At 74.3% G+C, this 22,414-nt stretch carries 15 protein-coding genes and 1 pseudogene; 9 read left to right on the forward strand and 7 right to left on the reverse strand.

The genetic code is table 11. The annotated features are described in order from the left end of the window. Nucleotides 1–52: 52 nt before the first annotated feature. From ABZY31_RS06940 to cbiE, 3 genes are all read right to left on the reverse strand, one after another. Entirely contained in the window at nt 53–823 is a 771-nt protein-coding gene (locus ABZY31_RS06940) for a cobalt-precorrin-6A reductase (RefSeq protein ID WP_356405607.1), read from the reverse strand. A gap of 124 nt (nt 824–947) precedes the next feature. Next, on the reverse strand, nt 948–1,697 hold the full coding sequence (gene cobM, locus ABZY31_RS06945) for a precorrin-4 C(11)-methyltransferase (RefSeq protein ID WP_356405609.1): 750 nt from the start codon (nt 1,695–1,697) through the stop codon (nt 948–950). Then, nucleotides 1,694–2,992, reverse strand: a complete 1,299-nt coding sequence (cbiE, locus tag ABZY31_RS06950; RefSeq protein WP_356405611.1) for a precorrin-6y C5,15-methyltransferase (decarboxylating) subunit CbiE — start codon at nt 2,990–2,992, stop codon at nt 1,694–1,696. Before cbiE ends, cobM begins: the two co-directional genes overlap by 4 nt. Nucleotides 2,993–3,197: 205 nt before the next feature. Here cbiE and ABZY31_RS06955 point away from each other — a divergent pair, with 205 nt between their 5' ends. Beyond that, nucleotides 3,198–4,127, forward strand: coding sequence for an oxidoreductase (locus ABZY31_RS06955; RefSeq protein WP_356405613.1), 930 nt, complete (start codon nt 3,198–3,200; stop codon nt 4,125–4,127). A 156-nt stretch (nt 4,128–4,283) separates the two neighbouring features. Next, on the forward strand, nt 4,284–5,345 hold the full coding sequence (locus ABZY31_RS06960) for a phosphatidylinositol-specific phospholipase C domain-containing protein (RefSeq protein WP_356405615.1): 1,062 nt from the start codon (nt 4,284–4,286) through the stop codon (nt 5,343–5,345). Between the two features lie 48 nt (nt 5,346–5,393). Here ABZY31_RS06960 and ABZY31_RS06965 read toward each other — a convergent pair whose 3' ends face one another. Then, nucleotides 5,394–7,046, reverse strand: a complete 1,653-nt coding sequence (locus ABZY31_RS06965; RefSeq protein WP_356405617.1) for an ATP-binding cassette domain-containing protein — start codon at nt 7,044–7,046, stop codon at nt 5,394–5,396. A 163-nt stretch (nt 7,047–7,209) separates the two neighbouring features. Beyond that, the gene (locus tag ABZY31_RS06970; protein WP_356405618.1) at nt 7,210–9,546 is read right to left on the reverse strand and encodes an immune inhibitor A domain-containing protein; all 2,337 of its coding nucleotides are present in this window, start codon (nt 9,544–9,546) and stop codon (nt 7,210–7,212) included. A 176-nt stretch (nt 9,547–9,722) separates the two neighbouring features. Between ABZY31_RS06970 and ABZY31_RS06975 the strand changes: the two genes are divergently transcribed. Next, nucleotides 9,723–11,063 carry a benzoate/H(+) symporter BenE family transporter gene (locus ABZY31_RS06975; protein WP_356405620.1) on the forward strand — a complete coding sequence of 447 codons (1,341 nt, stop codon included), beginning with the start codon at nt 9,723–9,725 and terminating at the stop codon, nt 11,061–11,063. A gap of 58 nt (nt 11,064–11,121) precedes the next feature. On the opposite strand, the gene ABZY31_RS06980 is transcribed toward ABZY31_RS06975, so the two are convergent. Both ABZY31_RS06980 and ABZY31_RS06985 read right to left on the reverse strand, forming a co-directional pair. Next, a complete protein-coding gene (locus ABZY31_RS06980) occupies nt 11,122–11,790 on the reverse strand; it encodes a response regulator transcription factor (protein WP_356405622.1) in 669 nt (222 codons plus the stop codon). Next, nucleotides 11,778–13,058 (reverse strand): sensor domain-containing protein, encoded by a 1,281-nt coding sequence (locus tag ABZY31_RS06985; RefSeq protein WP_356405624.1) that lies wholly within the window; start codon nt 13,056–13,058, stop codon nt 11,778–11,780. Before ABZY31_RS06985 ends, ABZY31_RS06980 begins: the two co-directional genes overlap by 13 nt. Nucleotides 13,059–13,218: 160 nt before the next feature. Here ABZY31_RS06985 and ABZY31_RS06990 point away from each other — a divergent pair, with 160 nt between their 5' ends. The 6 genes and pseudogenes from ABZY31_RS06990 to ABZY31_RS07015 all read left to right on the forward strand — a co-directional run. Continuing rightward, nucleotides 13,219–13,965: an ABC transporter ATP-binding protein gene (locus ABZY31_RS06990; protein ID WP_356405626.1), complete on the forward strand. Its 747-nt coding sequence runs from the start codon at nt 13,219–13,221 to the stop codon at nt 13,963–13,965. Continuing rightward, nucleotides 13,965–15,950: an ABC transporter permease gene (locus tag ABZY31_RS06995; protein WP_356405628.1), complete on the forward strand. Its 1,986-nt coding sequence runs from the start codon at nt 13,965–13,967 to the stop codon at nt 15,948–15,950. The genes ABZY31_RS06990 and ABZY31_RS06995 overlap by 1 nt, the downstream gene beginning before the upstream one ends. A gap of 140 nt (nt 15,951–16,090) precedes the next feature. Then, nucleotides 16,091–16,762, forward strand: coding sequence for a response regulator transcription factor (locus ABZY31_RS07000; RefSeq protein WP_356405630.1), 672 nt, complete (start codon nt 16,091–16,093; stop codon nt 16,760–16,762). Between the two features lie 21 nt (nt 16,763–16,783). Next, nucleotides 16,784–18,163, forward strand: coding sequence for a histidine kinase (locus tag ABZY31_RS07005; RefSeq protein WP_356405632.1), 1,380 nt, complete (start codon nt 16,784–16,786; stop codon nt 18,161–18,163). 129 nt (nt 18,164–18,292) lie between these two features. Next, nucleotides 18,293–19,657 carry a serine hydrolase domain-containing protein gene (locus tag ABZY31_RS07010; protein ID WP_356405634.1) on the forward strand — a complete coding sequence of 455 codons (1,365 nt, stop codon included), beginning with the start codon at nt 18,293–18,295 and terminating at the stop codon, nt 19,655–19,657. Between the two features lie 254 nt (nt 19,658–19,911). Continuing rightward, nucleotides 19,912–22,389, forward strand: a pseudogene (locus ABZY31_RS07015) (amino acid adenylation domain-containing protein); the annotation flags it as partial. Nucleotides 22,390–22,414 lie beyond the last annotated feature (25 nt).

Raw genomic sequence — 22,414 nt, forward strand, 5'->3', positions numbered from 1 at the left:
CGGGCGGGCCCCTGGGGTTCCGGGCGGCCCCGGGTCCCGGGCGGGGTCCGGGTCAGGCGTCCCGGGTGCGTGCGCGCACCCAGGTCGCCGCCGCCCGGGCCGACTCGGCGACCGGTACGCCCTGCGGGACCGGCGGGCGGTCGACCACGAGCACCGGGATGCCCGCCTCGCGGGCCGCCGTCAGCTTGGGGGCCGTCGCGGAGCCGCCGCTCGCCTTGGTCACCAGTACGTCGATCCGGTGCTCGCGGATCAGGGCGCGCTCGCCTTCGAGGCTGAACGGGCCCCGGTCCAGGAGGACTTCGGTCTGCCGGGGCAGCGGGGCGGTGGGGGCGTCCACGGAGCGGACCAGGAACCAGGTCGCGTCCAGGTGCGCGAAGGCGGCGAGGCCGGTGCGGCCCGTGGTCAGGAACGCGCGCCTCCCCAGGGCGGGGAGGGCGGCGGCGGCCGCGGCCAGGGTGGGGACGTGGTGCCAGTCGTCGCCGGGGGCCGGGGTCCAGGCGGGGCGGCGCAGGGCCAGCAGGGGGGTGCCGGTGGCTGCGCAGGCCGCTGCCGCGTTGAAGCTCATCCGCTCCGCGAAGGGGTGCGTGGCGTCCACGACGGCGTCCACGGCGTGGCTGCGCAGCCAGTCGGCCAGGCCTTCGGGGCCGCCGAAGCCGCCGATGCGGGATGCGCCCGGGGGGAGGGTGGGGTGGGTGACGCGGCCGGCCAGGGAGGTGGTGACGAGGGTTCGCCGGGTTTCGGGGGTTGCCGTGCCTTCGGCGAGGTCCTCGGCGAGGGCTTCGGCCAGGTGGCGGGCCTCGGTGGTGCCGCCGAGGATAAGCACGTGGTGCGCGTGGTGGGGGCGGGGGGTGGTTCTTGCCGCCGGTCCGGTGCGGGGTGCTGGTGCCTCCGGCGGGTCCTCAAGCGCCGGACGGGCTGGGTGTGGCTGGGCTGGCTGGGCTTGTTGGTCAGCAGGCATGGCGGTTGCGGGTGGGGGAGTAGAGGTGGCTGTCCGGGAACTGGGCGGCGGAGAGGGTGCGGCCCACGATGATCACCGCGGTGCGGACCAGGCCCGCGGACTTCACCGCGTCCGCGATGTCCGACAGGGTGCCGCGCAGGATCAGTTCGTCCGGGCGGCTGGCCATCGCCACCACCGCGACGGGACAGTCCGCCCCGTAGTACGGGAGGAGTTCGTCGACCACCCGGTCGACGTAGCGCGTGGCCAGGTGCAGGACCAGGAGCGCCCCGCTGCGGCCCAGGGTGGCGAGGTCCTCGCCCTCCGGCATCGGGGTGGCCTGCTGGGCGATCCGGGTCAGGATCACCGTCTGGCCCACCGTCGGCACCGTCAGCTCCCGCTTCAGCGCAGCGGCCGCCGCCGCGAACGCCGGTACGCCCGGGACTACTTCGTACGGGATCCCGGCCGCGTCGAGGCGCCGCATCTGCTCCGCGACCGCGCTGAAGACGGACGGATCGCCGGAGTGCAGCCGTGCCACGTCCAGGCCGGCCGCGTGCGCGGCGGTGAACTCGCCCAGGATCTCGTCCAGGTTGAGCTGCGAGGTGTCCACCAGCCGGGCATCGGCCGGGCATTCGGCCAGCAGCTCGCGCGGGACCAGGCTGCCCGCGTACAGGCACACCGGACTGGCCGCCAGCCGGCGCGCGCCGCGCACCGTGATCAGGTCGGCGGCGCCGGGGCCCGCTCCGATGAAGTACACGGTCATGTGCGGTCCTCTCCTGTTTCCTGCGCCGCCGGTTCGCCCGCCGGTTCTTCCGCTGTCTTGGTCACCGACCACTGGGTGACCGCCATCGCCTGGCGCCAGCCGGTGAATCCGCCGACCGCCACCGCGTGCGCGACGGCGAGCTTGACCAGGTCGCCGCCGTGGCGCCGGTACCACCGCGCGAGCAGTGCCTCCGACTCCAGGGTGACCGTGTTGGCCACCAGCCGCGCGCCCACCGGCAGCGCCGACCACACCGCCTCCAGCAGCCCCGGCGCGGTCAGCCCGCCGCCGATGAACACCGCGTCGGGCGCGGCGAGTCCGTCGAGGGCGGCCGGTGCGGCGCCGAGGACGACGTGCAGCGCGGGCACGCCCAGGGCGTCGGCGTTACGGGTGATCCGCGCCGCCCGCTCCGGGTCGCGCTCCACCGTCACCGCGCGGCACGACGGGTGGGTGCGCATCCACTCGATGCCGATGGAGCCGGAGCCGCCGCCGATGTCCCACAGCAGTTCGCCGGGCGCGGGCGCCAGGGCGGCCAGGGTCGCGGCCCGGACGTGGCGCTTGGTGAGCTGGCCGTCGTGCTCGTAGGCGGAGTCAGGCAGACCCGGGCCCGCGCCCAGGCGCTGCGCGTCCGCCGCTCGGCGGCAGTCGACGGCCACCACGTTCAGGGGGTCGCCCGGCGCGTGGTCCCACTGGTCGGCCGTGCCGTCGTACGTACGCTCGTCAGCGGATCCGAGCTGTTCCATGACCCGCATCCGGCTCGGGCCGAAGCCCCGCTCCCGCAGCAGAGCGGCGATCTCGCCCGGGGTGCCCGCGCCCGCGCTGAGCACCAGCACGCGGCGTCCCTCGTGCAGGGCGGCGGCTAGCCGGGCGACCGGCCGGCCCACGGTGGTGACCACCTCGGTGTCCTCCACCGGCCAGCCCGCCCGCGCGCACGCGTAGGACACGGACGAGGGGTGCGGCAGGACCCGCAGGGCCTGCGCGCCCAGTTCCTGCGCCAGGGCGCGGCCGATCCCGTAGAACATGGGGTCCCCGCTCGCCAGCACCGCGATCCGGCGCCCGGCGTGCTCCGCCAGCAGCCGCGGCACGGCGGGGCGCAGCGGGCTGGGCCAGGACACCCGCTCGCCCGCGCACTCGGTGTCCGGCAGCAGCACCAGCTGGCGCGGCCCGCCGATCAGCACGTCGGCGGCGGTCAGGGCGGCCCGGGCGGTGCCGGTGAGCCCGGCCCAGCCGTCCGCGCCGATGCCGACGACCGTGACGGCCGGTCCGGCCGTCGCGGGGGAGGGGGGCAGGGGGCTCATGGCGCGGTACCTCGGAGGAAGGGGGTGGGACCGCACTCTACTGGCCCGCTTCCGGCGGCCCGGACCGGGGGTGACCACGGCGAAGGCCCGCGACGGGCCGCGTCGCGGACCCGTCCCTGCGAGTACGTGGCCCCCCCCGGGCCGCTAGGGTGGGGGCCGATGTGGTTACCGTCGGTAATCGCGGTGGTGCGGTGGAGGAGCCGGTATGCCGGGCTGGACAGCGAACGACATCCCCGACCAGAGCGGGCGCACGGCCGTGGTCACCGGAGCCAACAGCGGCATCGGCTACGTCGCCGCCCGCGAACTCGCCCGGCGCGGGGCACGGGTGGTGCTGGCCTGCCGCAGCGAGGCCCGCGGGCGGGCCGCCGAGGCACTGCTCCGGCGTGAAGTCGCTTCAGTCATGGTGGAGTTCAGTCCGCTGGACCTCGCGGACCTGCGCTCGGTGCGGGAGTTCGCCGCCCGCTACGGCTCCGGGCGCGAGGCCCTCGACCTGCTGGTGAACAACGCCGGGGTGATGGCCCTGCCGTACGGGCGGACCGCCGACGGGTTCGAGACCCAGTTCGGCGTGAACCACCTCGGCCACTTCGCCCTCACCGGCCTCCTCCTGCCGCATCTGCTGCGCACGCCCGGCGCCCGGATCGTCTCCCTCTCCAGCGGCTTCCACGCCCTCGGCGACATCGATCTCGCCGACCTCAACAGCGAGCGGCACTATCGGCGCTGGGTCGCCTACGGCCGTTCGAAGACGGCGAACCTGCTCTTCGTGCACGAGCTGTCCCGGCGGCTCGCGGCCGCCGGGTCGGATGTCGTCGCGGCCGCCGCCCACCCCGGTTACGCGGACACCAACCTGCAGACCGCCGCCGCCCGGCAGGAGGGCCGCAAGGCCGCCGAGCGGGTGATGGCGCTCGCGAACGCCGTCATCGCGCAGCCCGCCGCCGCGGGCGCGCTCCCCACGCTGTACGCGGCCACCGCGCCCGGCGTGCGCCCGGACGCCTTCATCGGGCCGAAGCTCGGCTGGCGCGGAGCGCCCGTCCGCTCCTGGCGGGCGAAGTGGACCCTCGACGACGCCTCCGGCGAAGCGCTCTGGGCCGCCTCCGAGAAGCTCACCTCCGTCTCCTACACCGCTCTCGCGCGCTGACCGTCCCGGGCGTCCGGGCCGGCCCGGCCCGATCGCCCCTCCTCGCGGGCGCCCCTGGGACACCTGCGGTCTTCCCCTGCTTCACCCAACTCCCTTACGCTCCAGCCGACTTGCCGCCGCATCGGCGTCGGCCGGACCGATAGGGGAGTCACCAGCATGAGATCCCGCAACCGGGCGGCCGCGGCCGTCGCCGTCGCCGTGGCCGCAGTCCTCGCGCTCGCCTCCGTCCCCGCCGGGGCCGCCCCGGCCGGGGCGGCGGCGCAGGGTGCGGGGCTGTCCTTCGCCGGATCCACCGGCGTCGGCGTGCACAACGCGTACGAGAAGGCCAAGTACCCCTATTTCGCGGACGCGTTGGACTCGGGCGCGGCGATGCTCGAACTCGACGTGTGGACCAACTTCTTCGGCAGCTCCTGGCGGGTATCCCACAGCAACCCGATCGGCAACGACAACAACTGCGAGAACGCCACCACCCCGGCCCAGCTGCGCACCAAGTCCCGCAACCAGAACCTCGCGGGCTGCCTCGCGGATCTGCGCAGCTGGCACGACGCGCACCCCGGCCACCGCCCTGTCATCCTGAAGATGGAACTCAAGGACGGCTTCGCCGCCAACCTCGGCCGGGGCCCGGCCGACCTCGACGCGCTCCTGGGCGCCCGACTCGGCGACGCCCTCTACCGCCCCGGCGACCTGGCCGCGGGCCACCCCGACCTCGACAGCGCCGCCCGCGCCGGAGCCTGGCCGAGCCGCGCCGCGCTCGCCGGGAAGTTCCTGGTCGAGCTGATCCCGGGCACCGTGGAGGAGGGCAACTCCGCGGACACCCTCTGGACCGACCGCGAGTACGCCACCCACCTGCGCGACCTCGCCGCCGCCGGGCGCCTCGGGCAGGCCGCCGCCTTCCCCGCCGTGCACCGGGCCGATGCGGGTGACCCCCGCGCCCGCTACGCCGACGCCTCCCTGCGCCCGTGGTTCGTGGTCTTCGACGGGGACGCGAGCGCCTACACCGCGCCCGCCGTCGACACCGGCTGGTACGACCGCAACCACTACCTGCTGATCGCCACCGATGCCCAGGGCGTCGCCCCCGCCATCGACGGGACCCGCCCCACCGAGGCCCAGGCCCGCGACCGGGTCGCCCTGCTCGCCGGGCAGTACCACGCCTCCGTGGTCTCGGCGGACTGGTACCCGCTGCCCGCCGTCCTCGCGACCGTGGTCCCGCGCGGCTGACCTCCCGGCCCCGGGCGCCCGGCTGGGACATCCCGGCCGGGCTCCCCGTCAGGACCCGTTGAGCAATCCGGCCACCTGAGCGACCGTCAGGCAGCCGACCGACGGCAGGATTTCGGCAACCTGCGAGGTGAACACCGTCGAGGCCGCAAGGATCTCGGCGGCCGCTCCTTCCGCGACGGCCTCGCCCTCCGCCATCATCACCACCCGGTCGGCGGCCCGTACCGCGAACTCCACGTCGTGCGTGGCGATCAGCACCGCCCGGCCCGCCGCCGCCAGGTCGTCGAGGATCCGGATCAGCGCCGTCTTGGCCCTGCGGTCCAGGCCGCGCGTCGGCTCGTCCAGCAGCACCACCCCGGGCGCCGCGGTCAGCCGGACGGCGAGGACGAGCGCCAGCTTCCGGCCCTCCGAGAGGTCCCGGGGGTGCATGGCGTCGTCGATGCCGGGGGCCAGCCGGTCCAGCAGCTCCCGCGCGGGCCCGGCGCCGGACCCGGCCCCCTCCGCGTCGCCCTGGGCCAGTTCCTGCCGTACGGTCCCCCAACTGAGCAGGTCGGTGGGCGTCTGGGGGACCATCCCCACCAGGCGCCGGGCCTCCGCGGCCGGCAGCGCCCCCGGATCGATCCCCGGAGCACCCCCTGCGCCCCGGACCGTCACCGTGCCGGAGCGCCGCGGCCCCGATCCGTGCAGGGCGCACAGCAGAGAGGTCTTCCCGGAGCCGCTCGGACCCATCAGCGCGGTGACCTCTCCCGCGCGCAGGACCAGGTCCACCTCCCGCACGGCGGGCAGTCCCATGTGGGTCACGGTCACCGCACGCGCCCGCAGCGCCTCGGTCCCGCCCGCCCCCGCGGCCGGGTCCGCCGTCCTGGCGGGACGCACCGGCGCGGGGGTCCGTCCCGCCAGCCGGGCCCGTAGCGGTGCGGCGACCCGCCGGGCGGCCTGCGCCGACAGCGGCAGGGGGTCCCAGCCCGCGAGCCGGCCCAGTTCCACGACGGGCGGCGCGACCGTCGACGTACGGAACACCTCGGCCGGGGGCCCGCAGACCACGGTCCCGTCCCCGGGGAGGTGGATGACCCGGTCCGCGTACTGGGCGACCCGCTCCAGCCGGTGCTCCGAGAGCAGCACCGTCACGCCCAGGTCCCGCACCAGCCGGGTCACGGCCGCCAGCACCTCGCCGGCCGAGGCCGGATCCAGGGCGGAGGTCGGCTCGTCCAGGACCAGCACCCGGGGGTGCGCGGTCAGCACGGAGCCGAGGGCCACGCGCTGCTGCTGGCCACCGGACAGCTCGTGCAGCGGCCGGTGGCGCAGCTCGGTCAGGTCGAGCAGTTCGAGGGTCTCCTCGATCCGCTTGCGCCGGACCGCCGGGTCCACGCCGAGTTGCTCCACCGCGTAGGCCAGCTCCTCCCCGACGGTGTCGGTGACGAAGCCGTCGAGCGGATCCTGGCCCACCACGCCCACCAGGTCGGCCAGTTCGCGCGGCGGGTGCTCGGCCGTGTCCCGGCCGCCGACGGTCACCCGTCCGTAGAGGGTGCCGCCGGTGAAGTGCGGGACGAGGCCGTTGACCGCGCCCAGCAGGGTGGACTTGCCGGCACCGGTCCGCCCGACGACCAGGCACAACTCCCCTTCGCCGATGGTCAGGTTCACGTCCCGCAGCACTGAGCGGGGCGCGTCGTCGTACTTCACGCTGACGTTTTCGAAGCTGATCACGGGGATTCCTTGGCAGTGCGGGCCAACTGTGGGACGAGACAGGCGTGTTGAGGTTGGTCGGATGGTAACCGACACCCTGGTCAGGGGCAGCTGCCCGTGAAAACCCGCCTGTTCCGCACCCGTCCCGCAGCGGGGAATCCCGTGATCCCTCAGCGGCGCCGGCTCAGCCGGCCGGGCTCACCTGCACGGTGGTCAGCGCCCCTCCCGCGGCCTCCTTCACCACCGCGATGCGGGTCCCGGTGTCCGGCACCTTCACCCCGACCTGCGGCAGGTCGGCGTTCCAGTACTGGCCGTGCCGGTCGTCGAAGACGGGCACGCCCGGCCGCGCGGGCACCACCAGCGGGGCCCCGGCCTTGTGCAGCACGATCCGGTCGCTCGGCCGCAGCGAGAACGGCGCGTCGAAGGTCTGCGCCCGCGCGTTGACCAGGGAGCCGTCGGTGAAGCGCAGCGCCGCGGGCCGGGCGTCGACCGGCAGCAGCAGTCCTCCGCCGGGGTGCGCCTTGGTGGTGTTGTCGCTGTAGGCGGTGTCCCACAGCCAGATCAGCACGCCCTGCTGGTAGGGGTAGAACTCGACCGAGTCGTCGCCCCGGCCGAAGTTGTACGGGCCCGTCCTGAGGTACTCGCCGAATCCGGTGTAGCGCCGGTTCTCCACCACGTAGGCGCGCGGGTGCTGGGCGGTGCCCGTACGGCCCTCGGTGCGCGACCACTTGAGCGCGGTCCAGCCGTTGTCGCCCTGCTCCGCGCCGTCGTGCAGCAGCTCCCGGCCGTCCGCGGTGATCCGCAGCTCGTCGAAGGCCGCGCCCTTGCCGTGGGTGTTGCTGTCGGAGGTGACCCGCAGCCGCAGCGAGACGCTCCTGCCCGCGTACGCGTCCAGCGGCACCCCGAGCGCCGCCCAGCCGCCCGAGGTTCCGGAGATGCCCTTCGCCGGGATCGGGGCGCCGCCGACCGTGCCGGGCAGCGCCGCCCAGGTGGCGCCGCCGTCGGTGGAGGCCTCCACGGTCAGGAAGTCGAAGTCCTGCTCCACGTCGTACCAGACGCGCGCGTCCAGCCGGGCGGGGGCGCCGGCCGGGACCCCCGTCAGGTCGACCGTGCGGGTGAGGGTGTTGTCCATGAAGTCCCCGGTGCCGCTCCACCACTGGGACGTGCCCTCGTACGGATCGGCCAGCTCGGTCCGCGTCACCGACGGCGGCAGGTGCACCAGCAGTGCCTGCGGATCCTCGGTGTTGTAGCCGGAGACCCCGAGGACCGCCCTGGTCCTGCGGCCCGCGTCGGCCTCGGTGTATTCGAGCCAGCCCAACTGGAGCTTGCTCCAGGCGTCCAGGTCGCCGGGGAAGGCGCCGGTGGTGCCGCGGCCCTTGCCGAGGTAGGAGGCGGAGGACATCAGCGACCAGAAGTTGACGCTGTTGTCGCCGTCCGAGCTGTACAGGTCGGGCAGGCCGAGGTCGTGGCCGAACTCGTGGGCGAACAGGCCCACTCCGCTGTTCTCGCCGCCGGTCAGGTAGTCGCCGGCCCAGATCCCGGAGTCGCCGACCGGGGTGCCGCCCGCCTTGTTGCCCGCCGGGCCCGCGGTGCCCGCCCGGTCGTAGTACGCGAACCAGCGGTGCGCCCAGACGGCGTCCTTGCCCTGCGCACCGCCGCCCCAGGTCTGGTCCTTGCCCGCGTGGACGATGACCAGGTGGTCCAGGTAGCCGTCCGGCTCGTTGAAGTTGCCGTCGTGGTCGGCGTCGTAGCGGTCCCAGACGTCGTACTCGGCCAGCTGCGCCTTGATCTGGGCCGGGGTGCGGCCCTTGGCCACCTCGCCCTTGTACCAGGTGTCGGTGGCGTCGCGGACGAGGTCCCAGTTGGTGCGGCACTGGCCGGGCTCGGCGCAGTTGTCCGTGCCGTAGCGGGCTTCGTTCCAGGGGAGCTTCACCCAGGCGCTGACCTGGCCGTCCATGTCGTAGCGGCCGGACGACTGGAGGTCGTAGTAGGAGCGCAGGCTCACCGTGCCGGGGGCGTCGGAGAAGAACTGCTGCTGGTAGAAGGACTGGCTGAAGTCCTTGCGCCACAAGGTGTGGTTGTCGCTCGCGCCGGGCTTGTCGATGGTGTTGTGCCGGGGACCGGGCGTGCCGCCGAAGCGCGGCTTGCCCTCGTACTGGGTGGTGTTGTCCACCTGGTCGCCGAACTCGGCCAGGATCACGAACACCTTGTCCTTGCGTTCCTGGGCCAGTTCCACGTAGCGCCTGCCGACCTTGGCGGTGCGGGGGAGGGTGCCGTCCGCCTCGGCCCGCAGGGCGCCGGGGCCGCCGCCGGGGCCCGCCGCGACGTCTTCGAGGGCTTGGCGGCGCAGGGCCTGGCGCTGGAGTTCGAGGGGCGCGGGCGGCGGCGAGGCCGCCTCCTCGCTGCGGGTGACCTGCTGCCCTGGGGGCGGTGGGGCCGCGGCGAGCGCGGTGGGGGAGAGCACGGGAGTGGCGAGGAGGGCGAGGGCTATCGCCGCTCCTGCCGCGACGAGTCTGCGCAACGTGGCTGTCCTTTCTGGGAGTTCGGTGGGGGCGGAGGTAATATTTCACATGTCACAGATCACGCATAGGGGTGTGGAACCCGTTCCTTCGGGCCCCCGCGCCGCGGCCACCCGCCGCCCGGGCAGGCGGGTGGAAAGACCTGGTCCGGGAGGAGCGCGGTGTGCGATCTTGGCTCATGAGCACCCAGCGGACCGCCCCCGACGAGAGCGACGACCCCGGCGAGCGGCGCGGATTCGGCGCGAGGATAGGAACGGCGGCCCCCGCGTCCGCCGTGACCGCCGGACTGATCGCGGTCCTGGTCGGCGTCACCAGTTCCGCCGCGATCGTCTTCACCGCCGCCCGGGCGGCGGGCGCCGACGCGCGGGAGGTGACCTCCTGGATGCTGGCCCTCGGCGTCGGCATGGGCGTCACCTGCATCGGCCTCTCCCTGCGCCACCGCGCGCCGGTCATCACGGCCTGGTCCACGCCGGGCGCCGCCCTGCTGGTGTCGGGGCTCCAGGGGGTCACCATGGCGCAGGCGGTCGGCGCCTTCCTCGTCTCGGCCGCCCTGATCGTGCTCAGCGGGGTCACGGGATGGTTCGAGCGGATCATGGGCCGGATCCCGGTACCACTCGCCTCGGCCTTGCTGGCGGGCGTGCTCGTACAGTTCGGCACCGGACTCTTCCGCAGCATGGACGGCCACTTCGCCGTCGTCTTCGCGCTCTTCGCGACCTACCTGCTGGCCCGTCGGCTGCTGCCCCGGTACGCGATCATCCTGGCGCTCGCCGTCGGGGTCGCCGTCGCCGCCGGGCAGGGCTCGCTGCGGCCCGGACTGGTCCACTTCGCCCTCGCCGAGCCCGTGTTCACCGCGCCCGCGTTCTCCTGGCAGGTGATCGTCAGCGTGGCGCTGCCGCTGTTCGTGGTGACCATGGCCTCGCAGAACCTGCCCGGTGTGGCGGTGCTGCGCGGCGCCGGGTACGGCAGGGTGCCGGTGTCCCCGCTGATCGGCTGGACCGGCGCGGTCAACTTCCTGCTGGCGCCGTTCGGTTGCTTCGGCCTGAACCTGGCCGCCATCACGGCCGCGATCTGCACCGGCCGCGAGGCCCACGAGGATCCCGGCCGCCGGTACCTCGCCGGGGTCTGGGCCGGGCTGTTCTACCTGTGCGTCGGCGTCTTCGGCGGCACGGTCAGCTCCCTGCTGACCGCGCTGCCGACGGCGCTGGTCCTCGGCATCGCCGGACTCGGGCTGCTCGGCACCATCGCCAACTCGCTGTCCGCCGCGTTCCTGGACGAGAAGTACCGCGAAGCCGCCGTGGTCACCTTCCTGGCCACCGCCTCCGGCGTGACGCTGCTGGGGATCGGCTCGGCCTTCTGGGGGCTGCTCGCCGGGGCGCTGACGCTGCTGGTGACGAACGGTTTCCGGCGCGCGGAGCCCGCCCCGCCGCCCCTCGCGCCCCCTGCCGTGCAGGTGGCCCCCGCCGTGGCCCGGGGCCTGGCCGCCCCTGCCGACCGGGACGGCGCGACTCCCGCCGCGTGAGGCCCATCGCGTCGGGTCCGGCGCGTCGGGTGCGGTGGCCGGGGCGCCTCGGGAACCCTCAGCCCGTCGGCGCCTCGCCGCGCAGGTGGGCCAGTACTGCCAGGACCCGGCGGTTGCCCTCCGTCGGATCCAGGTCCAGCTTCATGAAGACGTTCCCCGCGTGCTTGACCACCGAGGCCTCGGTCACCGTCAACCGCTGGGCGATCGCCTGGTTGTTGAGGCCCTCGGCCATCAGCGCCAGCACCTCCCGCTCGCGCGGGGTCAGCCGGGCCAGCGGCCTGTCCGCGCTCTGCTGCTGGAGCAGGACCCGGACCACCTCGGGGTCGATGACGGTCTGCCCCTGCGCGACCCGGTCCAGGGCGTCCATGAACTCCGACACCTCGCCGACCCGGTCCTTGAGGAGGTAGCCCAGGCCCCCCTCGGCCGAGGAGGCGCCGCTGAAGAGCTGGGTGGCGTACGCGGTGGCCACGTACTGCGAGAGCACCAGCACCGGCAGGTCCGCGTGGCGGGCGCGCAGGGCGAGGGCGGCCTTCAGCCCCTCGTCGCGGAAGCCGGGCGGCATCCGCACATCGGTGATGACGACGTCGGGCCGGTCCGCGTCCACCGCGCGGGCGAGCTCCTCGGCATCGCCGACGGCGGCGACGACCTCGTGGCCGACCCGGGAGAGCAGTTCCACCAGCCCCGCCCGCAGCAGGACGGAATCCTCGGCGAGCACTAGGCGGAGCACGGCACCTCCACCCGGAGCTGGGTCGGTCCGCCGACGGGACTGGTCACGATGAGCCTGCCTTTCACGATGGCCACACGGTCCGCCAATCCTTGCAAACCGGACCCGGCGAGCGGATCGGCGCCGCCCCGCCCGTCGTCGGTGATCAGCAGCACCAGCCGCTCACCGTGCATCCGTGCGACCACCGCGACCGCGTCCGCGCCGCTGTGCTTGGACGCGTTGGTCAGCGCCTCGGTGACGGTGAAGTACGCCACGGTCTCCACCGGGGACGGCAGCCGCCCGGGCAGGTCGATGTCCACGCTCACCGGGATCGGGTTGCGCAGCGCCAGTTCGGCGACGGCAGCGGCCAGCCCGTGGTCGGTGAGCACCTGCGGATGGATCCCGCGGACCAGGCCGCGCAGCTGCTCCAGCGCCTGCCGGGCCTCGCCGCGGGCCCGGGCGATCAAAGGAGACGCGGCCGACTCGGCACCGCGCAGCTCCAGTTCGGCCAGCCCCAGGGTCATGGTCAGCGCCACGAGCTGCTGTTGGGCGCCGTCGTGCAGGTCCCGCTCGATCCGGCGCCGTTCCGCCTCGAAGGCGTCCACCAACCGGGCCCGGGAGCGGGTCAGTTCGATGACCCGGTTGCCGAGGTCCTCCTCGCGGGCGGAGAGCAGGAACTGCGCGATCCACACCTGCGCACCCGCCAGCGCCCCGCCCGCGTACGCCGCCACGACCAGCCCGAGCAGCCCGGCGGCGGTCCCCGGCAGGGCGGCGAGCGGATCCTCGATGGCATGCCCGGGGCCCAGCATCACCCGGTCGGGGGCGATCGCCCACACGATCGCCGGGGTCGCCACCAGCAGCAGCGACAGACCGAGCAGGGCCGTGAACCCGATGCCGGTCGCCGTGAAAACCACGCCGAGGAGGGGTACGTACGCCAGCTCGCGCCAGGTCGCCCGTTCGCGCAGCCGGGTCCGCAGCCAGGGCAGGGCGCCGGTCCCCGGCAGCGAGCCGTGCGGGTCCAGCAGCGGCTCCGGCTCCACCAGGCGCAGCCGCTGCCGCTCGGCGGCGGCGACCGGGATCCCGAAGACGGCGGCTCCCAGCAGCACGAGCAGCCCGACCCCGAGCACGGACAGCCCGAGTCCCACGAACAGCAGCAGGGCGAAGCCGAGCAGCACCAGGAAGCCCCAGGGCGTGCCGCCGAGCAGGAAGGCGGCGGCGCGCAGCGGCCAGCGGGACACCAGGTAGCGCAGGGGACGCCGCCGCAGGGCCTCCCAGACGGCGACGGTCGTCATGGCGGGGGCCTCCAGCGTCACGGTCCGCAGCGACCAAGGATCATGGTCCGTGCTCGACTCTAGGGGATCACGGGACCCGCCGGCGGTAGGGGAAACCCCACCCCGAGGTCTCCGCGCAGACCCACTGCGCGGGCCGGTCCCACCCTGCTGAACTGGGCGCATGCCCCTGCTGACCGATACCCAGCTGCCCGCCGTCCACATGGCCTCCGTGACCAAGAGCTACCCCAGCGCCGCGGGACCCGTCCCCGTCCTGCACGCGGTCAGCGTGGGCTTCCCGCAGCGGGCGCTGACGGCGGTGATGGGCCCCTCCGGCTCCGGCAAGACCACGCTCCTGCACTGCGCGGCGGGCCTGGACACCCCCGACAGCGGGCAGGTCTTCCTCGGCGACACCGACCTCGCCGCCTGCGGCGAGCGCGAGCTGACCCGGGTCCGGCGCGACCGGATCGGCTTCGTCTTCCAGCAGTTCAACCTGCTGCCCATGCTCACCGCCTACGAGAACGTGGCGCTGCCGCTGCGGCTCCAGGGCGGCCGGGTCAGGAAGGCCCGCGTCGTGGAGGCCCTGGCGCAGGTCGGGCTGGCGGACAAGGCGGACCGGCGGCCGGCCCAGCTCTCCGGAGGCCAGCAGCAGCGGGTCGCGATCGCCCGCACCCTGGTCGCGGAACCGGAGATCGTCTTCGCCGACGAGCCGACCGGCTCCCTGGACCGGCAGACCGGCCGGCAGATCATGGCGCTGCTGCGCGACATCGTGGACCGGGCCGGCCGTACCGTCGCCATGGTCACCCACGACCCGGCGGCCGCCGCCTGCGCGGACCGGGTGATCTTCCTGTCCGACGGCCGGGTCGTCGGCCGCCTCGACCACCCGACGGCCGACGCGGTCGCCGCCCAGCTGAGCGTGTGGGAACGCTGATGTGGCGCATCTCGGTGCAGTCCGTGCGCCACTACTGGGCCCTGTTCGTCGGTACGTTCGTCGCGCTCGCCCTCGGCGTGGCCCTCATCGGCGTCTCGGCGGCCGCCCTGGCCGCCACCTGGTCGGTGCCCGCCCCCGCCGCCGACCTCCCCTCGGTCACCCTCACCGACGGCACGGGCAAGGCCCGCACCCTCTCCGGCGGCGCCCTCGACATGGGCGGCGTGCAGAGCGTGCTGGCCATGGCCGGGGTGGTCTCGGCCTTCGTCACCGTCTTCGTCATCGCGGGCACCTGCGCCTTCGGCATCGCGCTGCGCCGCCGGGACATGGGCCTGCTGCGCCTGGTCGGCGCGGGCGGCCCGCAGGTGCGCCGGATGGTGCTGGGCGAGTCCCTCGCGGTGGCCGTGCCCGCCGCCCTGACCGGCTGCCTCGCCGCGGCCGTCGCCGCGCCCGCCGTCCTGGACGCCCTGAACGGAACCGGCCTCTCCCCGGTCGAACTGCACTTGGGACCGGTGCTGTGGCCCCTGCTGTTCGCGGCCGGCAGCGGTCTGCTCATCGCCGTCCTAGGCGCCTACGCCGCCTCGAAGCGGGCGGCCCGGGTGCGGCCCACCGAGGCCCTGCGCGAAGCCGACCTGGATGCCCGGACGATGACCGGCGGGCGCGCGGTGAGCGGCGCCGCGCTCCTGGTGGGGGGAGCGGTCATGGTGGTCCTCGCCCCCGGCGCCGGCGCCGAGGCGGCCACCCCGCTGGCCCTCTTCGGCACGATGGCGCTGGCCGTCGCGGCGACCCTGCTCGGCCCGGTGTACCTGCCCGCCCTGCTGGGGCTGCTCTCGCTGCCGCTGCGCTGGGCCGATCCGGTCGCCGGGCGGATGGCCGCCGCGTCCCTCACCACCTCGCGCCGCCGCACCGCCTCCCTGGTGGGACCGGTCCTGGCGATCACCGCCGTCGTCGGGGTGTTCACCACCGTCCTGTCCACCGCCGGAGCCGCCACCGAGGCGGACGACCGGGCCCGTACCACCGCCCAGTTGGTCGTCGAGCCCGTGGGCGACGGCGGGCTGAGCGCGGCGGACCTGGCGGCGCTGCGCGCCGACCCGCGGGTGGCCGCCGTCTCCGCGCCCGCCCCGCTCGACGTGGCGGTCGCGGGCCCGATCGAGGTGTGGAAGGACCAGGCGGCGGTCGCCGACCCGGCGAGCCTCACCCGGACCCACCGCATCACCGTCACCGAGGGGAAGGCGGGCACGCTCGCCCCCGGAACGGTCGCGGTGTCCAAGGAGTTCGCCGACTGGTACGGGCGCCACGCGGGCAGCGAGGTGACGTACGGCATCTTCGGCGGCCGGCCCGTCAAGGCCACGGTGGCCGCCGTCCTGGACGGCGGGTCCGCGGTGCCGCACCTGCTGCTCCCGGCGGCGGACGCCGGGGGCGCGGCCGCCGCCCCCGAGCGGGCGAGCGTCCTGCTCGACCCGCAGGCCGCGGGCTCGGCCGGCGCGGTCGCCGCCGAACTGACGCGGCGCCTGGGCCCCGAGCGGGTCAAGGTCACCGAGAGCGCCCACTGGTTCGACCACGCCTCCACCGGCCAGGACCGGCTGAACCGCCTGGTCCTGTTCGTCCTGACCGGGCCCGCCTCGCTGTACGCGCTCATCGCCGTGGCGAGCACCCTGGTCATGTCCTACAGCAGGCGCGGCCGGGAGGTCGCCGGGATGCGCATGATAGGCGTCAGCACCGGTCAACTGCGCCGCACCGCCGTGTGGGAGACCCTCGGCACCACCGTCGCGGGCGTGGGGATCGCCGCCGTCCTCGTCTCCCTCGGCGCCCGCTCCTACCGCGGCGCGCTCACCGTCCTCGGCGGTGAAGCCCCGCTGAGCGTGCCGTGGGCGCTGCTCGCGGGCCTGGCGGGGGCCTGCGCGGTGGTGGGCGTGGTGGTCGCCCTCGTCGCGACCGGCCGTCTGCTCCGGCACGCCGGCGTGGCGGCGATCACCTCCCGGCAGTAGGACCCGGCGGGTGATCGGCGTAGCGTTCTCTGTCACCTCGCGCCTATGCTGGGCCCCCCCACACGACACACCCCCTTCACGTTCACCATTGGACGGCCCGTGCCCGTCAACTGGCTTGGTCCTCACGAGCAGGAGTTTCCATGCGCGTCGCGATCGCCGAGGATTCCGCGCTCTTGCGAGCGGGAATAACGAGGCTGCTGGCCGACGAAGGAATTGACGTCGTCGCTTCCATGGGTGACACCACGAATGTGCTCGACGTGGTGCGCACCACCCGGCCGCACGTGGTGATCCTGGACGTCCGGATGCCGCCCACCCACACCGACGAGGGAATCCGGGCGGCCATCGAGATCCAGCGCTCCTGCGAGGGGACCGCGGTCCTGCTCCTGTCCCAGTACGTGGAGCACACCTACGCCGAGGAACTCGTCCGCAACGCCCGAGGTGGGACGGGGTACCTGCTCAAGCAGCGGGTGGGCGACTTCGACGAGTTCCTCTCCGCGCTGCAACGGGTCCGCGCCGGCGAGACCGTCCTGGACTCCGACATCTTCAAACAGTTCGTCGGCAGTCCGCGGGAGAAGCGGGCCACGGATCTGCTGACGCCCCGTGAACGCCAGGTCCTCGAACTCATGGCGACCGGCCTCACCAACGGCGGAATCGTCAACCGCCTCGGCATCTCCGAACGGGCCGTGGAAAAGCACGTCACCGCGATCCTCGGAAAACTGCAGATCCCCAATACCGGGGAGAACCACCGCAGGGTACTTGCGGTCCTCGATTACCTGCGGGGCATCGAACGGCTGCAGGACATCACCGAGTGAAATGTAGTGGTTCGTAGTTCCGTGAAATTGCCGACTCCCTACCGCGTCGCGGCCGGCCTCATCTACCTTTCCGTCGGCAGCCTGGTCGGCCTCCTGCTGGCCCCCCTCGTCGTCGTCTCCCTGGTGTTGCGCGGCGTCTCCTGGCTGCCGCTCGTCGGCCTGCCGCGCGCGGTGATCCTCTGCGCGCGCGGCGCGGCCGCCCTCGCCCGCTGGGCGGGCCGGGTTCCCGCCGACCGGCCGTCCCGTGACAGCCCGTTGTACGAGGCGCTGCGGGAGGTGCCGGCCAGGATGGCCGTCCTGCGCGACGGCTTCTCCTTCAGCCTCCCGATGCTGCGCGCCGTCGCCGACCTGGAGCGGCTGCTCGCCCACTCGGTCGCCGTGGACCGCCCGGCGCCCGGCGAGCCGCCGCACCGTGCGAACGCCCTGCGCGAGGAGCAGCGCCAGTCCTCGGAGGCGAGCTGGGACGACATCGGCTACCTCGGTCTGCTCCTGCTCGGCACGGTGTGGCTGATCCCGCTGGCCGCGCTGGCGATCCCGGTGGTCTCCTTCCTCGTGGCGCTGCCCGTCGGCCCGACCGAGCAGCTCGCCTTCGGCCCCGGCAACACGATCCTGGTGGACGGCCCCGGCACCCGGATCCTGGTCGCCCTGGGCTCCGTACTCGTCTTCGCCGTCCTCATCGGGCTGCTGTTCGGCATGGGCCGGCTGCGCGCCCGCATGGTGCGCCGCATCCTCAGCCGCATCGACGAGGCCGAGGCGCAGCGCCGGGAAGCCGCCGCGGAACGCCAGCGCATCGCCGCGCTGCGGGTCAACGACGCCGATTACCGCCGCCTGGAACGCGATCTGCACGACGGCGCGCAGGCCAGGCTGGCCATGCTGCTGATGACCCTTTCGTACGCGAAACAGCGCCGGAGCGGTGACGCCGAATACCTCACCGCGCTCATCGAGGAAACCCGGGAAGAAGTGCGCAGGGCGCTCGACGAGATACGGGACCTGGTCCGGGGAATCCAGCCGCCCATTCTCAGCGACCGCGGTCTGGACGCGGCCGTGATCGCGCTGACCGAGAAATTCCACGTACCGGTCTCGGTGTCCGGCCGACTGGAAAGCAGGCCGGACGTCAATGTGGAATCGGCGGCCTATTACATCATCGTGGAATGCCTGGCCAATACGGTCAAGCACGCGAAGGCCTCCGCCATCGACGTCCGGCTGGAGCAGGACGAGGACCACCTCGTGGTCTCGGTGACGGACGACGGCGTCGGCGGCGCCGCCGGTACCGCCGGAACGGGCCTGCGCGGCCTGGAGGACCGGGCGGCCGCCCTGGGCGGACGGCTCGATGTCGCCAGTCCGCACGGTGGCCCCACCACGGTCCGCGCCATCCTCCCCTGGTCGATGAACAAGGTCTGACCTGCGACTTTGCCTCACATCGAAACTCCTTGCCCTTCCTTGACCGGGTGGCCGAGGATGTGGGGGTACGGGTAGCCGCACCATCCGGGGTGCGGGTAGCCGCACCTACCGGAGGGATGGGGGAGAGACGTGGAAGCGCACCACACGGCGGAGCGGCTGCGGGAACTCGCGCACGACCACACCGTTCCCGGCGCGCAGCTGACCATTCACCGGGCGGGGCGGAACCTGTCCGCGGCCACCGGAGTCGTCCGTGCCGGCGGCCCGGAAGCGGTCACCACCGCCACGGCGTTCGCCTACGGATCCGTCACCAAGGCCTTCACCGCCACGGTGGTGGCCCGACTGGAGTCCGACGGGGATCTCGAACTCGACGATTGCGTCGGGGAGTACCTGGCGGAGTTCGACGCGGCGACGGACGAGGCGATATCTTCCGTCACCCTGCGGAATCTGCTCAGTCACACCGCCGGCCTGATCGCCGACCACGAGCCGGACCGGGCGGAAGACGCCTCCCTGGCCCGCTATGCGGCGGACATGGCGGCCACCCGGTCGCTGCACGCACCCGGCGGCCACTTTTCCTATTCGAATTCCGGATACAACATTCTGGGCCGCGTCATCGAAGCCGTCACCGATATGACGTGGCGGCAGGCGACGGAGCGGCTCCTGCTGCGCCCGCTCGCCATCGACCCGCTGTTCCTGCACGGCCCGGCGGCGCCCGGCCGCACCCTGGCCGACTGCCACACCGTGCGCCCCGGCGAGCGCGTGGCGCGCCCCGCGGACCTGTACGTGCCGCCCAGCTGGGCGCCGGCCGCGGGACTCGCCGGGAGCGCCGACGACCTGATCGCCCTGGCCCGGCTCCACCTCGGCAGCCACCCCGCGTCCGCCGTCGTGGCGGGTGCGGACGGGTTCGCCGGGGCGGGCGTACGGGTCGCCGCGGCCGACGCGTTCGGGATGGCCGACGGGTGGGGTGCGGGCCTGGCCCACTACGCCTCGCCCGCGGGCGACTGGCTCGGGCACGACGGCACCGTCGACGGCGGCACCGCGCACCTGCGGTTCCACCCGGCGAGCGGCACCGCCGTCGCCCTGACCACCAACTCCACCACCGGGACGCGGATGTGGGCCGATGTGGTGGACCTGCTCCGCGCAGGCGGCATCCCGGTCGGCGACTACCGGCCGTCCCTGCCCCCGCAGGCGCCGCCCGGCTCGGACACGAGCGCCCTGCTCGGCCAATTCCGCAACGGCGACACGTACTTCACCGTCCGTACCCGCGACGACGTCGGCCGCGGCGCGCACGACGCGCACTGTCCGGGGCTGCGGCTCTCCGACGGGACCGGCCTGGTCGCCGACCTGACCCTGCACGACGGCCTGGTCTTCACCGCCCGCCGCGCCGACGCCGACGAGGCGCCCTACACCGGCCGGTTCGTCCTCGACCCGGCCACCGGCGAGGCCGTCCTGATGCAGCTCGGCGGACGGTCCGCCCGCCGCGTGGCGGTCCGCTAGCCGCCGGCCCGCTGCTCCGGCGCCGCCCCGTGCGCCGCCGCTCCCCGAGCGGCGGCCCGGCCGGGACCTGACCGCCCGGCCGGGCCGCCCCCGCCCGCCCCCGCTCTTCTGCCCCCCCGCTACCCCCTTACTTCCGCTCTTCCTGCTCGCCGCGGCGCGGCTCCGCCCCCGCGGCCCCCTTCTTCGCTTCACCCTCACCGCACCCTCACCGGTTTCCGGGCTGCCCGCCCCGGCATCCCCATGCCCGGAACCACCCCTTCTGGAGGTACAACGTGGCTCGCGCCGACGCGTCGGACAACCGGGACCTGCCCCGCCAGGTGGAGTTCTGGCGGGACAGGCTGGAGGGCATAGCCCCCCTCGAACTGCCCGCCGACCGGCCGCGCCCGGTCATCCGCAAGCCCCGCACCGCGACCGTGGAATGCGCGCTCCCCGCCCCCGCCGCCGCGGCGACGGCCGGCCCGGACGCCACCGCGGTCCTGGCCGCCGCCGCCATCGCGGTCCTGGCGCGCCACTCCGGTCAGGAGGACATCGCCCTCGGCGTGCCCTCCCCGCGCACCGGCCACACGGTCGTCCTGCGCGTCACGGTGGACGCCTCCGCCCCGTTCGCGGAGCTGCTGGCCGAGACCGCCGCGCGGCTCGCCGACGCCCTCGCCCACGACGGCGTACCCCTCGACGAACTGGCCCGCACCCTGGCCCCGCACAGCGATACGGGCATCACTCCCTTCGTGCAGGCCGTGGTCGCCGTACCGAGCGAACTGCCTCAGGAACTGCGGGAGTTCGACCCGCTCGACCTGTCCTTCGAGGCGGACCCGGCGGCGGCGCTGCTCCGGATCCGCTACAGCACCGCCCTCTTCGACGAGTCCACCGCCACCCGCATCGCCGGCCACCTCGGCGTGCTGCTCGGCGCGGCGGCCGCGGACCCGGCCCGCCCGCTGTCCGCGCTCCCGATGCTCACCGCCGAGGAGTTCGAGCAGGTGGTCCGGGAGTGGAACGACACCGCCCGCGACGTACCGCTCGCCACCTTCCCCGAGCTGTACGCCGCCCACGCGGCCGCCCGCCCCGACGCGACCGCCGTCATCGACGAACAGGGCGCGGTCGGCTACCGCGAACTGGACGAGCGGGCCAACCGGATCGCCCACCACCTGATCGAACTCGGCGCCGAGCGAGGCCAGTTGATCGGCCTCTGCGTCGAGCGCGGCGCCGCGATGGCGGCCGGCCTGCTCGGCATCATGAAGGCGGGCGCCGCCTACCTCCCGCTCGACCCGGCCTATCCGGCCGAACGCCTCGCCTACATGCTCCAGGACTCCGGCGCGCGGATCGTGCTGACGGAACGCGCCCTGCGCGCGGCGCTCCCCGCCACCGACGCCGTCCTGGTGGACCTGACCGACGACCGCGCCGCGATCGACGCCCGCCCGGCCACCGCCCCCGAGGTCGAACTCGCCCCCGAGGACCTGGCCTACGCCATCTACACCTCCGGGTCCACCGGCCGCCCCAAGGGCGTGCTGGTCTCCCACGCGGGCATCGGCAACCTGGCCGCCGTACAGGCCGAGGCCTTCGAGGTCACCGAGCACAGCCGCGTCCTGCAGTTCGCCTCCACCAGCTTCGACGCGGCGTTCTGGGAGGTCTGCATGGGCCTCCTGAACGGCGCGGCCCTGGTCATGGGCCGCAAGGAGACGCTGGCTCCGGGGGAGCCCCTGGCCGCCTACGCCGCCGAACACGGGGTCACCCACGCCACCCTCACCCCGGCCACCGTCGCCGTGCTGCCCGAGGGCCGCGGCCTGCCCCCGGAGGCCACGCTCATCGTGGCCGGCGAGGCCAGTACCGGCGACCTGGTGGCCCGGTGGTCCGCCGGCCGCCGGATGATCAACGCCTACGGCCCGACGGAGAGCACGGTCTGCGCGACCATGAGCGCCCCGCTGGGCGGCACCGCCGTACCGCCGATCGGCGCACCCATCGCGAACTTCCGGATCTACATCCTGGACGAGGCCCTGCACCCGGTCCCGGCCGGGGTGCGCGGCGAGCTGTACATCGCGGGCATCGGCCTGGCGCGCGGCTACCACGGCCGCCCCGGACTCACGGCGGAACGTTTCATCGCCAATCCGTTCGGCGCCCCCGGCGAGCGCATGTACCGCTCCGGCGACATCGCCCGCTGGCAGAGCGACGGCACCCTCGAATACCTGGGACGCGCCGACGACCAGGTCAAGGTGCGCGGCTTCCGCATCGAACTCGGCGAGATCGAAAGCGCCCTGGCGCTCCACCCCGATGTCGCGCAGGCCGTGGTCCTCACCCACAACACCAACCTGCTGGCCTACGTCTCGGCCGCCGCCGGACGCCGCCCCACCGCCGTCGCACTGCGCACCCACCTCGCCGCCGACCTGCCCGAGCACATGATCCCCTCGGTGATCGTGGTCCTCGACGACCTGCCGCTCACCCCGAACGGCAAGGTCGACCGCAAGGCCCTGCCGGAGCCCGGCTCCGTCCGCGAGAGCGCCCCGGACGCCGAAACCGCCGGCGAGGCCGAAGCGGGCGCGGGCGCCCCGCGCAACGCCGTCGAGGAGACCCTCGCGGGCGTCTGGTCCGAGGTGCTGGGCCTCGAACGCGTCGGCATCCACGAGGACTTCTTCGCCCTCGGCGGCAACTCCATCCTCTCGGTGCAGGCCGTCGCCCGGATGCGCCGCGCCCTCGGCGTCAAGCTGTCCCCGCGCATCCTCTTCGACACCCCCACCATCGCCGCCCTCGCCGCCTCCGTGGCCCCCG

This window comes from Streptomyces sp. NPDC006529 (assembly GCF_040611795.1).
In the GTDB taxonomy this organism is placed as follows: Bacteria; Actinomycetota; Actinomycetes; order Streptomycetales; family Streptomycetaceae; genus Streptomyces.

What these genes read in the sequence shown, in the direction of transcription:
- cobM (WP_356405609.1), bottom strand. Translation starts at nt 1,697, where the DNA reads ATGACCGTGTACTTCATCGGAGCGGGCCCCGGCGCCGCCGACCTGATC.
- cbiE (WP_356405611.1), bottom strand. Translation starts at nt 2,992, where the DNA reads ATGAGCCCCCTGCCCCCCTCCCCCGCGACGGCCGGACCGGCCGTCACG.
- ABZY31_RS06955 (WP_356405613.1), top strand. Translation starts at nt 3,198, where the DNA reads ATGCCGGGCTGGACAGCGAACGACATCCCCGACCAGAGCGGGCGCACG.
- ABZY31_RS06960 (WP_356405615.1), top strand. Translation starts at nt 4,284, where the DNA reads ATGAGATCCCGCAACCGGGCGGCCGCGGCCGTCGCCGTCGCCGTGGCC.
- ABZY31_RS06975 (WP_356405620.1), top strand. Translation starts at nt 9,723, where the DNA reads ATGAGCACCCAGCGGACCGCCCCCGACGAGAGCGACGACCCCGGCGAG.
- ABZY31_RS06985 (WP_356405624.1), bottom strand. Translation starts at nt 13,058, where the DNA reads ATGACGACCGTCGCCGTCTGGGAGGCCCTGCGGCGGCGTCCCCTGCGC.
- ABZY31_RS06990 (WP_356405626.1), top strand. Translation starts at nt 13,219, where the DNA reads ATGCCCCTGCTGACCGATACCCAGCTGCCCGCCGTCCACATGGCCTCC.
- ABZY31_RS06995 (WP_356405628.1), top strand. Translation starts at nt 13,965, where the DNA reads ATGTGGCGCATCTCGGTGCAGTCCGTGCGCCACTACTGGGCCCTGTTC.
- ABZY31_RS07000 (WP_356405630.1), top strand. Translation starts at nt 16,091, where the DNA reads ATGCGCGTCGCGATCGCCGAGGATTCCGCGCTCTTGCGAGCGGGAATA.